Below are 12,695 nucleotides of genomic sequence, written 5' to 3' on the forward strand. Positions count from 1 at the left end.
GGAAGGCCCGTTTGCAAAGCCGGGAAGCCGACAGTATACAGCGCCAAAAAACTTTCCATGCATCAAAGCCCGGCACACATGTTGCAAGCGGCAAATGTTTGCGCGGAAGCGTAATGACGTTATGCTCCAGCGCATATAATCCGCGTCAAATTTATTGCCGGCATGACAGCATTTCCGGCAACGGCCCATCGAGACATCCCGACTGCTTCCTCCATGCTATCCAGCGCCAAATCCCCTGTTCCCTTCTATGTCGCCATCGTCGTCCTGAGCGCGGTGATTTTCGCGGTCGATACCCAGACCCGCGTCGGTTACGCGGAATGGCTGCTGTACCTGATCCCGGTGGTGCTGACCCTGTTCCAGAAGCGTCCGCTGGCGCCGTTCTACGTGGTGGGCGGCCAGATCGCGCTGATGGTGGTCGGCTTCGTGATGTCGCCGGACGGCATCGACACCCAGATCGGCGCGATCAACCGCTTCATGGGCTTCGTGGTGCTGGTCTGTATCGCCTACCTGGTGCGCAAGGTGATCATCGAGCGCAACCGCGCGCAAAAGCTGATCTGGCTGCAGCAGGGTGACGGCGAACTGTCCAACAGCATGCTGGGCGAGCTGGACGTGAACCAGCTCGGCGACAAGATCCTGCACACCCTGTGCCGCTATCTCGACGCGCAGGTGGCGCTGCTGTACCGGGTCGAGGCCGGCCTGCTGGTGCCGACCGCCTCCTACGCCGGCGCGCGTTCTCTCTCCGAGCTGCCCTGCCTGACCATGGGCCAGGGACTGGCCGGCGAAGCCGCGCGCAAGGGCGACATCGTGGTGCTGTCCAACCTGCCCGAAGACTACCTGCAGGTGACGTCGGGCGTCGGCGGCTCCCGGCTGTCGCGGCTGCTGATCGTGCCGGCCACCGCCGACGGCAAGCTGCAGGGCGTGCTGGAAATCGGCTTCCTGCGGCCGGGCGCCGACATCGAGGCCGCGCGCGAACTGCTGCGGATGACGGGCGAAGGCATCGGCGTGGCGATCCGCTCGGCGATGTACCGCCAGCACCTGGCCGACCTGCTGGAAGAAACCCGGCGCCAGAGCGAGGAGCTGCAGGTGCAGCAGGAGGAACTGCGCCAGTCCAACGAGGAGCTGGAGCAGCAGAGCGGCATCCTGCGCAAGTCGCAGGCGCAGCTGGAACAGCAGCAGGCCGACCTGGAACAGGCCAATTCCCAGCTGGAGGAACGCACCCAGCGCCTGGAATTGCAGAAGGCGCGCCTGGTCGAAGTGCAGAGAAACATGGAGGCAAGCGCGGTCGAACTGGAACGCGCCAACCAGTACAAGTCGGAATTCCTGGCCAATATGTCGCACGAGCTGCGCACGCCGCTGAACAGTTCGCTGATCCTGTCGCAGATCCTGGCGGACAACAAGCCCGGCACCCTGACGGCCGAGCAGGTGCGCTACGCCCAGACCATCCATGCATCCAACAATGACCTGCTGGCGCTGATCAACGACATCCTGGACCTGTCCAAGATCGAGGCCGGCCACATGGAAGTGCGGCCGCAGACGCTGGCCATGTCCGCGCTGGTGGACCCGCTGCGCCGGCTGTTCGAGCCGATCGCCAGGGAGAAAGGCCTGGCCTTCGAGGTGCGCATCGCCGAACACGCGCCGGCAAGCCTGGTCACGGACAGCCAGCGGCTGACCCAGGTGCTGCGCAACCTGCTGTCGAACGCCTTCAAGTTCACCAGCCGGGGCGAGGTCGTGATGGAAGTCACGCAGAGCGGCCGCAACGTCTGCTTCGCCGTGCGCGACAGCGGCATCGGCATTCCCGCCGAGCAGCAGGAAGTGATCTTCGAAGCCTTCCGCCAGGCCGACGGCAGCACCAGCCGCGAATACGGCGGCACCGGCCTGGGGCTGTCGATCTCGCGCCAGCTTGCCCGCCTGCTGGGCGGCGAGATCCGGGTGCAGAGCGCGGTCGGCCTGGGCAGCACTTTCACGCTGGAAGTGGCAGCCGAACTGGCCGGCGCCGAATCGACGCCAGCCGGCCCGGCAGCCCAGCCCCCGCTGACGCGCGCCACGCCGCGCGCGGCGGCACAGAACGCCGGCGCCAGCGCCAGCACGAGCCTGTCGCAGCCACTGCAGCCGCGCGCACAGCCCGCGCCAGTGCCCGCGCCGCAGGCGCCCACCATCGCCGGCATCAGCGACGACCGCAGCGGCCGCGGCCGCGAACGGCTGATCCTGGTGATCGAGGATGACCAGCGCTTCGCCACCATCCTCTACGACCTGGCGCACGAACTCGACTTCGACTGCATCCACGCCGCCACCGGCGACGAGGGCTACCAGCTCGCGCGCGCGCACCAGCCCAGCGCCATCCTGCTCGATGTCGGCCTGCCCGACCAGTCCGGGCTGGGCGTCCTGGAACGTCTTAAACGCGACCCCGACACCCGCCATATCCCGATCCACATGCTGTCGGTGGACGACCATACCCATACCTCGCTGGAAATGGGCGCGGTCGGCTTTGCATTGAAGCCGGTGGCGCGGGAAGGCCTGATCGCGGCGATCGAACGCCTGGAGCAGAAGCTGCAGAAGGCCGCCCGCCGCATCCTGCTGGTCGAGGACAACGCGCCGCTGCGCGAGAACCTGGCGCTGCTGCTGTCGGGCGACGACATCGAGATCACCACCGCCGGCACCGTCGCCGAGGCGCTGCGCCAGGTGTCGGAAACCACCTTCGACTGCATGGTGATGGACCTGATGCTGCCCGATGCCTCCGGCTACCAGCTGCTGGAGCAGATGGCGGCCGGCGGCAAGTATTCCTTCCCGCCCGTGATCGTCTACACCGGCCGCGCGCTGTCGGCCGAGGAGGAGCAGCGCCTGCGCCGCTATTCCCAGTCCATCATCATCAAGGGCGCGCGCTCGCCGGAGCGGCTGCTCGACGAAGTCACCCTGTTCCTGCACCGGGTGGAAGCCAGCCTGCCGCCCAACCAGCGCGAGCTGCTGCTGCAGGCGCGCCAGCGCGACGCCGCTTTCGAAGGCAGGTGCATCCTGATCGCCGAGGACGACGTGCGCAACATCTTCGCGCTGACCAGCATCCTGGAGCCGCTGGGCGCCCAGCTCGTGGTGACCCGCAACGGCCGCGAGGCGGTGGAAGCGCTGGAGGCGCGGCGCGACATCGACCTGGTGCTGATGGACCTGATGATGCCGGAGATGGACGGCCTGGCGGCCACCCGCGCCATCCGCAAGATGCCAGAGCATGCCCGCCTGCCCATCATCGCGCTGACCGCCAAGGCCATGCGCGACGACCGCCAGCACTGCCTGGATGCCGGGGCCAACGACTATATCTCCAAGCCGATCGACGTCGACAAGCTGGTGTCGCTGTGCCGGGTCTGGATGCCGCGCTGAACGGAGCACGCCATGGCGCATGCACTGACCACATTCGACATCGAGCTCACGCTGCTGCTGGAGGGCGTGTACCAGAAATACCAGCACGACTTCCGCCACTACGCCCGCTCCTCGCTGCGCCGGCGCATACGCCAGGCGATGGAGCGTTTCGGCTGCCGCAGCGTGTCGCACCTGCAGGAACGGGTGCTGCACGAGCCGGAAGTGTTTGCGCAGATGCTGCAGTACTTCACGGTGCAGGTTTCCGAGATGTTCCGCGACCCCGAATATTTCCTGGCGCTGCGGCGGCAGGTGATCCCGCTGCTGTCGACCTATCCGTCGATCCGCATCTGGGTGGCCGGCTGCAGCACCGGCGAGGAAGTCTGGTCGCTGGCCATCCTGCTGGCCGAGGAAGGGCTGCTGGAACGCAGCATCATCTACGCCACCGACATCAACCCGGAAGCGCTGAAGGCGGCCGAGGCCGGCATCTATGCGATTGACCGGGTGGCCCAGTTCAGCCAGTCCTACCTGCGCGCCGGCGGCACCCGCTCGCTGGCCGACTACTACACGGCCACTGTGCACGGCGTGCTGCTGGACCGCTCGCTGCGGCGCGGCGTCGTGTTCGCCGATCACAGCCTGGCCACCGACAGCGTCTTTTCCGAAGTCCATCTGGTATCCTGCCGCAATGTCCTGATCTACTTCGACCGGGAACTCCAGGAGCGCGCGCTGAAGCTGTTCGACGAGGCCCTGATCCACCGGGGCTTTCTGGGCCTCGGCAGCCGCGAGACATTGCGCTTTACCAGCCAGGCCAGCCGCTACGCAGAATTCTGCGCCAGCGAACGCATTTACCAGCGACTCTGACATCACACTTCAATCACCATGCAAGCATCCGTAGCCACAACCGCGCCCCCGTCAGACATTCATATCCTGGCGGTAGACGACATCCAGCAGAACCTGGTGGCGATCGAGGCCCTGCTGGCGCGCCCGGGCCTCAGGGTTCTGAAGGCGGCTTCCGGCGTGGACGCGCTGGAGATCCTGCTCAAGCAGGAGGTCGCGCTGATCCTGCTCGATGTGCAGATGCCCAACATGAACGGCTTCGAACTGGCCGAACTGGTGCGCGGCAATCCGCATACGCGCACCATTCCGCTGATCTTCATGACTGCCGCCATCAACGAGCCGCAGCGCAGCTTTCGCGGCTACCAGGCCGGCGCGGTCGACTTCCTGTACAAGCCCATCGATCCGGAAGTCCTGCGCAGCAAGGTCAATGTGTTCGTCGAGATGTTTGCCCAGAAAAAGCAGCTCTCGTCCCAGCTCGACGAATTGCGCGAGGCGCTCAGGGTCAACGAGATGTTTACCGCAGTGCTCGGGCACGACCTGCGCAATCCGCTGGCCGCGGTGCTCAACGGCGCCGAGCTCCTGCTGCTGATGTCCGGCGAGAAGAAGGTCAATGCGGTGGCGACCCGCATCCGCTCCAGCGCGCAGCGCATGGAAAAGATGGTCAGCCAGCTGCTGGACGTGGCGCGCATCCGCTCCGGCGGCGTGGCGCTGGAGCTGGCGCCGGGCAATGTCGAGCAGGTCTGTCGCCGCATCGCCGATGAGCTGAGGCAGGCCGGGCACACCAACCCGGTCGCCATCCACTGCACCGGCAGCGCCGACGGCGTGTTCGATCCGCATCGCATCGGGCAGGTGCTGTCCAACCTGCTGGCCAATGCGCTGGCGCATGGCGAGGCCGAGGCGCCGGTCAGCGTGGAGATCGACGGCTCGGAGCCGGACTGGCTGCGGCTGCGCATCCATAACCGCGGCGCCATGCCGGAAACCATGGTGGCGCAGGCTTTCATGCCGTTCCGGCCCGGCCGCGAAGGGCGCGGCCAGCCTGGCCTGGGCCTTGGACTCTTCATCGTGAAGTACTTCATCGACGCCCATCGCGGCACCATCACGCTCGCCTCCAGCGTCACGGACGGCACCACCTTCACCATCCGCCTGCCGCGCCGGATCGGCGGCGACGCAGCCTGAGCCGCCTGCCGGAAGCCCGGACTCAGCCGGGCGGCGCCTGCCTGCGGCCGGGCGCGGCGAAGGTCGACAGCGCTTCGCTGATATCGGCGAATTTCACGGGCTTTCCGCACAGCCGGTCGAAGCCGGCGTCGCGCGCGCGCTGCACGTCAGCCGGGCTGTTGTAGCCGGAGACCGCAACCAGCGGGATATGCTGCAGGGCCGGATCGGCGCGCAGCGCCCGGGCGAACGCAAAGCCATCCATGTCGCCTGGCAAGCCAATGTCGCAGAAGATCAGCTGCGGCATGATCTCGTGCGCAATCTTCAGGCCGGAATGCGCGTCGGAGGTGATATCGAGCTCGCAGCCCATGATTTCCAGCATGTGCCTGAACAGCTGAGCAAAATCGCGGTTGTCCTCGATGGCCAGCACCCGCAGTTGCGGCTTGTCGTCGCCCGCAGCCGCCTGGCTGCCCTGGCCGGCGCCGCCCGGCTGGTTCAGCAGCGGCAGCGTGACGGTGATGGTCTGGCCCTGCCCCGGGCCCGGGCTGGCGGCGTGCAGGCTGCCCTGGTGCAGCGCGGCGATCGCCTGCGCCGCGGTCAGGGCCACGCTCATGCTGCCCTTGCTGCTGCCGGCGGCAGGCTCGGCCAGCGGGTTAGCCTGCTCGCCAAAGCCCGGCCCATGGTCGCGGAACGCGATGCAGACGCTCTGCCCCTGCACCTCGATGCCGATCTGCAGCCGACGCCCGGCGGGACTGGCCTTGACCGCATGCTGCAGCAGGCTCTCGAACAGCTGCCCGAGCCGCCGGCCATCCGCCATCACGAACACCCGGCTTTCCGTGGCTTCCAGCTCGACGGCGCAGTTCTTTTCCTGCAGGCGCGGCGCCATCTCGCGCAGGGCCGCGGCCAGCACGTCATCGACCGCGGTCGGCGCGCCGGCCAGCCGGACGTCGCCAAACAGCAGCGCCGACAGGTCCACCATCCGTTCCAGCGTCTGGGTCAGCGCATGGATCTGCCGGTGCAGGATGTTGCCGGCGCTGCGCAGGCGGTCGTCCGCCAGTCCCACCACCTGGAACATGTCGGAGACGGCGCTGATCGCCGCGGCGGGGTTGCGCAGTTCGTGGCTGAACAGCGAAATGAAACGCTGATGCTGCAGATCGCGCTTGCGCGGCGCGGCCAAGGCCTCGCCCCCGGCTGCGTCGGCCGGCGCGGGCGCGGGCGTGTCAGGCGCGTCGCGTGTGTCGCGTGTGTCACGTGTATCGAGCCCGTCATGGGCCGATGCCGGCTCCAGCGTCTCCGGCTGCTGCAGCAGCCGGGCCAGTTCGGGTTCGCTTTCCAGGAAGGCGCGCAAGTCGGGTTCCACCGCAATGTCGGGATGCAGCCGGGCCCAGAAATGCACCTTGACGATATAGGCAATCAGCGAGAACAGCTGCCCGCTCCATTGCCGACCGAGCACATGCTGCACCGCGTCCCGGGCGCGCTGGTTGTGCTCCGGAGCCAGCGCGATCGCGCCGCAGGCCATGAACAGCGCCTGCTCGACCGGCTCGCCGGGCTGGGGCAGGCTGGTCAGCGCGCCCGATGCCGCCAGCAGCACCTGCAGCGCCGCCTGCAGATGGGTTGGACGCGGCGGCAGGTAGCGCAGCAGCGTCATTACTTCCTCGACCGACTGCGGCGCCGCGCTGCGGTCGCCGGCGGGATAGCCCTGTCCGAGCAGGAAGCCCGCATGCCGCATCACGCAGTAGCGGGCCGCACAGAACCGCGACAGATAAACGAACAGCCGCTCCTTGAACAACGAAGGCAGCGGATTGTCGAGATACGCTGCCTGCCCTTCCATCCAGAACTGCTGCAGCACTTCCGGCGCGGCCGGCGTGGACAGGAAGAGATTTGGCACCAGGCCAAGCCGATTTTGAATCTCTTGTTCGAACTGCGCTTTGGACTGATAGCTGCTGGACATAAAGAGTCAGGATAGCGGTGGAAAGAGTGAGGATGCGTGCCGTGCGGGCTGGCGCCGGTTCCCCGGCGGGTGGCGGGTGAGCGTAACACGAAACAGCCGGCCACCGGGACTGCCGCCGCCGTCTTTGCGCACGCGCATTGTCTGCCGTCATTCAGGCAGCGGATTGATCCGGGCCTTTGCGATACTGCGACAAAACCCCTCGCCATGAACATCGATTCCAAGCCAACCCCTACTCCCATGCCGCTGGCGCGCGCCAGACGCACGGAACAGCCTGGCCTGGCGGCGCCGCGCGCCCAGCGCCGGCTTGGCGCGCTGGTATTCCTGCTCTGCGCCCTCGGCTTTTCGCTGCTGGCCTTTCAGGTCGCCCGCAATGGACCAGCCACCATGTTCGACCTGCCGCTGGCGCAATGGCTGCATGCGCACCAGGCCCCGGCGCTGACCGATGCGCTGCTCGCCATCACCCACCTGCATGCCCCGGGCGGCATCGCGGTGCTGGCCAGCGGCCTGGCGATGTACCTGTGCCTGAAGCGGGATCATTACTGGCTGCTGGCCGTGATGCTCACCATGCCGGCCGGCATGGCGCTGAACATGCTGCTGAAGCTGGCATTTGCGCGCCAGCGTCCGGTATTCGACGAGCCGCTGCTGCACCTGGCGACCTTCAGCTTCCCCAGCGGCCACGCGGCCTACAGCACGATGCTGTATGGCCTGCTGGCGGCCTATGTCGCGCATCGGGTCGACCGCTGGCAGTGGCGCCTGGCCAGCGTGCTGGCCTGCGCCGCGCTCATTGGCCTGATCGCCTTCAGCCGGCTGTACCTGGGCGCGCATTACCTGACCGACGTGGTGGCTGGCATCCTCGAAGGCGTGGCCTGGCTGGCCCTGGTGTGGATGGGAGTGACCACGCTGCGCCGGCGCCAGCGGCCCGGCGCCGGGTACTAGTACCCGGCCGTTCGGCGCCGCAGCAGCAGGCGCCTAGCTGAACGACTCGGGCGGCTTCGGCTCGCCAGGCAGGGGAATGAACTCGGTCTCGCCCGGTACGGTATCGAAGCCGCCATTGCGCCAGCGTTCCTTGGCTTCCTCGATGAAGGCGCGGTCGCTGGCGACGAAATTCCACCACAGGAAACGCTCGCCATCCATCGGCTCGCCGCCCAGCAGCATCAGTCGCGCCGGCGACAGCGCCTGCAGCGTTACCGGCTCGGCCTGGTTCAGCACCGCCATCTGCCCGGCAGGCAGCACGCCTTCGTTGATGCTGACGTCGCCCGAGAGCGGGTAGATGCCGCGCTCGGCATAGGCATCCGGCAGCACGAAGCTGGCGCCGGCTTCCATCTCCACGGCGATGTAGAACATGCTGGAGGCGCATTGCACCGGCGAGGTCTGGCCGAAGGCGCTGCCGGCGATCAGCCGCATCGACACGCCAGGCATCTCGATGACGGGCAGCGTGGCGGCCGGATGGTGAACGAAGGCCGGGTCGCAGTGTTCCTGATCGCGTGGCAGCGCCACCCAGGTCTGCAGTCCCTGCATACGGCCGCCGCTGGCGCGCAGGTCGGCCGGCGTGCGCTCCGAATGCACGATGCCGCGCCCGGCCGTCATCCAGTTCACGTCGCCGGCGGTAATGCGCTGCAGCGAGCCCAGCGAATCGCGGTGCTCGATGGCGCCCTCGAACAGATAGGTCACCGTGGCAAGGCCGATATGCGGATGCGGCCGCACGTCGATGCCCTGCCCCGGCCCGAATTCCGCCGGCCCCATGTGATCGAAGAACACGAACGGTCCCACCATGCGCCGCGCCGCCGATGGCAGCAGGCGCCGCACCGAGAATCCGCCGAGGTCGCGCTCATGGGGGGCGATGGCAATGAAAGGCTGCATGGACATGATCGTGCTCCCAGCTTGTGATGGGTGAAATGAAGGAATCAGCCGGCGGCGGGCCGCGGACTGCGCAGTCGGATCAGGCCTTCCTGTGCGATGGTCGCCACCAGCACGCCCTGCCGGTCGTACACATAGCCCAGGCACAGGCCGCGCCCGCCCGAGGCGTTCGGACTTTCCATCTCGAAGCGCAGCCAGTCGTCCATCCGGAACGGCCGGTGGAACCAGATCGTGTGGTCGAGGCTGGCGATCTGCAGCCGGCGGTCGCCGGGGCGCACATCGTGCGGCTGCAGCGAGGTCCACAGCAGGCCGTAGTCGGAGACGTAGGCAAACAGCGCTTCATTGATCAGCGGGTCGTCGCCCAGCGTGATCGGCGCGCGGGTCCATACCTGCTTGTTTGGCTCGGTGGTGTGGCTGCTGAAGATATCGCCGCCGCTCTCGGCCCGGAAATCGACCGGCACCGGCTGGTAGGGACGCGCCGCATTGGCCTGGTTGCGCCAGCGCGGCAGCAGCGATTCGATCCGCTCCGGATCGGCATCGGTAGGCATGTCCTTCTGGTGCGACAGGCCCACTTCCACCGCCTGGAACGAGGCCGACATCACGAAGATCCGACGTCCTTCCTGGAACGCCACCACGCGCCGGGTGCTGAAGCTGCCGCCGTCGCGCACCCGCTCGACCTCATAATCGATCGGCAGCCGGTGATTGCCCGCCAGCAGGAACATCGCATGCATCGAATGCGGACGCCGCCCGTCGACCGTCTTGACGGCCGCATACAGGGACTGACCCAGCACCTGTCCGCCGAACACATTCGGGCTGCCCATGAAGTGGCTCTGGCCACGGTAGCGGTCGGCGCCGATTTCCTCGAGCTGCAGCAGGCGGATGATTTCTTCGGTGTTGTAGAGCGTCGGGTCTGGCATGGGCAAGGGTGGAATGTTAAACAGAATGAAACGCATCTTATTCCAGTTTGACCACTGTCGTCGATGATCGACTAGGTTAAGGTTTCGACAATACCGGGGAGTATGATGCTTATACCAATCCCAATTCATAACGCGCCAGATGAAACCGATGGATTTTTTCGTCTGGCAAGGCGGGTGAGGAGTCAATAGCCCAGCTATTGACGACGATCCCAACGCGGCTAGGCGGAAAAAGACACGGTTTCATGGCGCATTATGGGTTGGGATTGGTATTACATGCGCGGCCATGCGGCCGGCTCTCCCGAAACGGCCGCGCATGCACCTGATGATCTCCACTTATGGAAGCACGCCCCATGGAATATAAAGTCGTCGATACCCAGATCTCTCCGGAAGGCCGCCTGGAAGTCCTGTCCAAGGCCGAAATTCACAAACTGCTGGATAACAGCCACGGCGGACTGCACCAGGTCTTCCGCAACTGCTCCCTTGCCGTGCTCAACTGCGGCAACTACCTCGACGACGGCAAGGAACTGCTGGAACGCTACCCTTCCTTCGACATCGACATCATCGAGCGGGAACGCGGCATCAAGTTGGACATCAAGGGCGCGCCGGCCAGCGCCTTCGTCGACGACAAGATGATCAGGGGCATCCACGAGCACCTGTTCGCCGTGCTGCGCGACGTGCTGTTCATTGCCGACGAAGTCAACGGCAACGTCAACTTCGACCTCAACACCTCGGCCGGCATCACCGATGCGGTATTCCACATCATGCGCAATGCCGGCGTGATGCGCCCGCTCACCAATCCCAATCTCGTGGTCTGCTGGGGCGGCCATTCGATTTCCCGGCTGGAGTACGACTATTCGAAGAAGGTCGGCTACGAACTCGGACTGCGCATGCTCGACATCTGCACCGGCTGCGGCCCAGGCGCGATGAAGGGCCCGATGAAGGGCGCCACCATCGGCCATGCGAAACAGCGCATCGGCACCGGCCGCTATCTGGGCATTTCCGAGCCGGGCATCATTGCGGCGGAGTCGCCCAATCCCATCGTCAATGACCTGGTGATCCTGCCCGATATCGAGAAGCGGCTGGAAGCGTTCGTGCGCACCGGCCATGGCATCGTCGTGTTCCCGGGCGGCGCCGGCACCGCCGAGGAAATCCTCTACATCCTCGGCATCCTGCTGCACCCGGACAATGCCGAGCAGCCCTTCCCGCTGGTCTTCACCGGCCCGCAGAACGCGGCCGACTATTTCGCCCAGATCGACGCCTTCATTGGCTTGACGCTCGGCGAGGAAGCGCAGCGGCGCTATGAAATCATCATCGACGACCCGGTGCGGGTAGCCAAGACCATGGAAGCCGGCATGCGCCGCGTCAGGGAATTCCGCAAGGCGCGGACGGATGCCTATTACTTCAACTGGACGCTGAAGATCGACCACGAGTTCCAGAAGCCCTTCCTGCCCACCCACGAGAACATGCGCAACCTGCGCCTGCACAAGAACCAGCCGACGCACCTGCTGGCGGCCGACCTGCGGCGGGCCTTTTCGGGCGTGGTGGCCGGCAACGTGAAGGAGCAAGGCATCCGCGCGATCGAGCAGTACGGCCATTTCGAGATCCATGGCGATCCGGCCATCATGGAGCCGATGGATGCGCTGCTGACCGCGTTCGTCGAGCAGCACCGGATGAAACTGCCCGGCAAGCAGTACGTTCCGTGCTACCGGGTCATCAAGTAGGGTTGGCGTAGGTCTGCGGCGCCTCACGGTCGGCGTCGAGCTCGGGATAGTGCCGGAAAATGCCTTGTTCGTTGAACGGCAGGCGGCGCGGGGATTGCAGATAGGCGGCAATCCGCGGCCGCCGCGCCACGGCGTCATGCAGGGCCATCAGGTGCGGCAGTCCGGGCGCGAGGTGCGACAGCGCCTTGGGAAATGCATACTTGAGCCCTTCAACGAGCTGGAACATCGACAGGTCGGCATAGCTCAGCGCCGCGCCGGCCAGGTAGTCCGGACCGTCCGGGTTCGCCTGGAGTATCCCCTCGAAGTAGCGCAGGAATTTCTCCATGCGGGCATCAGTGAAGTCGCGGGCACGCCGCAGCGCCTCGCTCTTCTGGTCGTCGTAGTACATTCCCGACGCGACAGGATGATGGGTGTCATGCGCTTCCGTCACCATGTCGGCGATCGTCAGCTGCAGTTGATTCACCCAGCAACGACCGGCCTCCTCCGCGGGCGCCAGGCCGAGTCGTGGCCCTAGAAAATACAGGATATTGGCCGTTTGGCCGATCACCAAGCCATCAGATACAAGGAATGGCGGCGCAAACGGCGGATGGGCGGCGTCACGCTGCCCCATTGCCGCCATCAGCGCCGGACTTCCCTCCTCCCGGGCGACGTCCTGATAGTCGACACCGCTTTCCTCGAGCGCCAGCCTGACGAATTCGCCGCGGCCCTGTATGCCTGGCCAGTAATACAGTTGATAAGTCATGAGCATTTTCCTTTACCGCTGAAATGGCTGCAGAGCGCAACAAGCGACAACAAGCAGCCGCAAAGATGCAATTCAGCAATGTTAATAAAGAATAATTATTGTTGTTGAAACATTCCTGGTGAACGAATGTTCGATCCCGCGAACGGCGCATACCGACTTTACCGGGAGAATGATTG

Annotated in this window: 9 protein-coding genes; 5 read left to right on the forward strand and 4 right to left on the reverse strand. The window is 65.8% G+C overall.

Translation table 11 applies throughout. The annotated features are described in order from the left end of the window. The first annotated feature begins 213 nt into the window (after nucleotides 1–213). The 3 genes from ABC383_RS04375 to ABC383_RS04385 are packed head-to-tail and all read left to right on the forward strand — an operon-like array spanning nucleotide 214 to nucleotide 5,355. Nucleotides 214–3,366 (forward strand): response regulator, encoded by a 3,153-nt coding sequence (locus ABC383_RS04375; protein WP_413012156.1) that lies wholly within the window; start codon nucleotides 214–216, stop codon nucleotides 3,364–3,366. Nucleotides 3,367–3,378: 12 nt separating this feature from the next. Then, complete coding sequence (locus ABC383_RS04380) at nucleotides 3,379–4,203, forward strand: CheR family methyltransferase (RefSeq protein WP_413012157.1); 825 nt, start codon at nucleotides 3,379–3,381, stop codon at nucleotides 4,201–4,203. Between the two features lie 18 nt (nucleotides 4,204–4,221). Then, nucleotides 4,222–5,355, forward strand: coding sequence for a hybrid sensor histidine kinase/response regulator (locus ABC383_RS04385; protein WP_413012158.1), 1,134 nt, complete (start codon nucleotides 4,222–4,224; stop codon nucleotides 5,353–5,355). Between the two features lie 22 nt (nucleotides 5,356–5,377). On the opposite strand, the gene ABC383_RS04390 is transcribed toward ABC383_RS04385, so the two are convergent. Continuing rightward, nucleotides 5,378–7,219 (reverse strand): hybrid sensor histidine kinase/response regulator, encoded by a 1,842-nt coding sequence (locus ABC383_RS04390; protein ID WP_413012159.1) that lies wholly within the window; start codon nucleotides 7,217–7,219, stop codon nucleotides 5,378–5,380. A 267-nt stretch (nucleotides 7,220–7,486) separates the two neighbouring features. On the opposite strand from ABC383_RS04390, the gene ABC383_RS04395 reads away from it, so the two are divergent. Further along, the gene (locus ABC383_RS04395; RefSeq protein WP_413012160.1) at nucleotides 7,487–8,218 is read left to right on the forward strand and encodes a phosphatase PAP2 family protein; all 732 of its coding nucleotides are present in this window, start codon (nucleotides 7,487–7,489) and stop codon (nucleotides 8,216–8,218) included. A 33-nt stretch (nucleotides 8,219–8,251) separates the two neighbouring features. Here the strand turns inward: ABC383_RS04395 and ABC383_RS04400 are convergent, their stop codons facing one another. Together ABC383_RS04400 and ABC383_RS04405 are read right to left on the reverse strand one after the other, a co-directional pair. Continuing rightward, a complete protein-coding gene (locus tag ABC383_RS04400; protein ID WP_413016230.1) occupies nucleotides 8,252–9,142 on the reverse strand; it encodes a pirin family protein in 891 nt (296 codons plus the stop codon). Nucleotides 9,143–9,186: 44 nt separating this feature from the next. Beyond that, nucleotides 9,187–10,092 carry an acyl-CoA thioesterase gene (locus ABC383_RS04405; protein WP_413012161.1) on the reverse strand — a complete coding sequence of 302 codons (906 nt, stop codon included), beginning with the start codon at nucleotides 10,090–10,092 and terminating at the stop codon, nucleotides 9,187–9,189. A gap of 314 nt (nucleotides 10,093–10,406) precedes the next feature. Here ABC383_RS04405 and ppnN point away from each other — a divergent pair, with 314 nt between their 5' ends. Further along, a complete protein-coding gene (gene ppnN / locus ABC383_RS04410) occupies nucleotides 10,407–11,777 on the forward strand; it encodes a nucleotide 5'-monophosphate nucleosidase PpnN (RefSeq protein ID WP_413012162.1) in 1,371 nt (456 codons plus the stop codon). Here ppnN and ABC383_RS04415 read toward each other — a convergent pair. Further along, a complete protein-coding gene (locus tag ABC383_RS04415; RefSeq protein ID WP_413012163.1) occupies nucleotides 11,770–12,519 on the reverse strand; it encodes a glutathione S-transferase in 750 nt (249 codons plus the stop codon). The two genes, ppnN and ABC383_RS04415, sit on opposite strands and share 8 nt — an antisense overlap. Nucleotides 12,520–12,695: the final 176 nt, after the last annotated feature.

The organism is Noviherbaspirillum phoenicis (genome assembly GCF_047237965.1).
Lineage (GTDB): Bacteria > Pseudomonadota > Gammaproteobacteria > Burkholderiales > Burkholderiaceae_D > Noviherbaspirillum_A.

What these genes read in the sequence shown, in the direction of transcription:
- ABC383_RS04375 (WP_413012156.1), top strand. Translation starts at nt 214, where the DNA reads ATGCTATCCAGCGCCAAATCCCCTGTTCCCTTCTATGTCGCCATCGTC.
- ABC383_RS04380 (WP_413012157.1), top strand. Translation starts at nt 3,379, where the DNA reads ATGGCGCATGCACTGACCACATTCGACATCGAGCTCACGCTGCTGCTG.
- ABC383_RS04385 (WP_413012158.1), top strand. Translation starts at nt 4,222, where the DNA reads ATGCAAGCATCCGTAGCCACAACCGCGCCCCCGTCAGACATTCATATC.
- ABC383_RS04395 (WP_413012160.1), top strand. Translation starts at nt 7,487, where the DNA reads ATGAACATCGATTCCAAGCCAACCCCTACTCCCATGCCGCTGGCGCGC.
- ABC383_RS04400 (WP_413016230.1), bottom strand. Translation starts at nt 9,142, where the DNA reads ATGCAGCCTTTCATTGCCATCGCCCCCCATGAGCGCGACCTCGGCGGA.
- ABC383_RS04405 (WP_413012161.1), bottom strand. Translation starts at nt 10,092, where the DNA reads ATGCGTTTCATTCTGTTTAACATTCCACCCTTGCCCATGCCAGACCCG.
- ppnN (WP_413012162.1), top strand. Translation starts at nt 10,407, where the DNA reads ATGGAATATAAAGTCGTCGATACCCAGATCTCTCCGGAAGGCCGCCTG.
- ABC383_RS04415 (WP_413012163.1), bottom strand. Translation starts at nt 12,519, where the DNA reads ATGACTTATCAACTGTATTACTGGCCAGGCATACAGGGCCGCGGCGAA.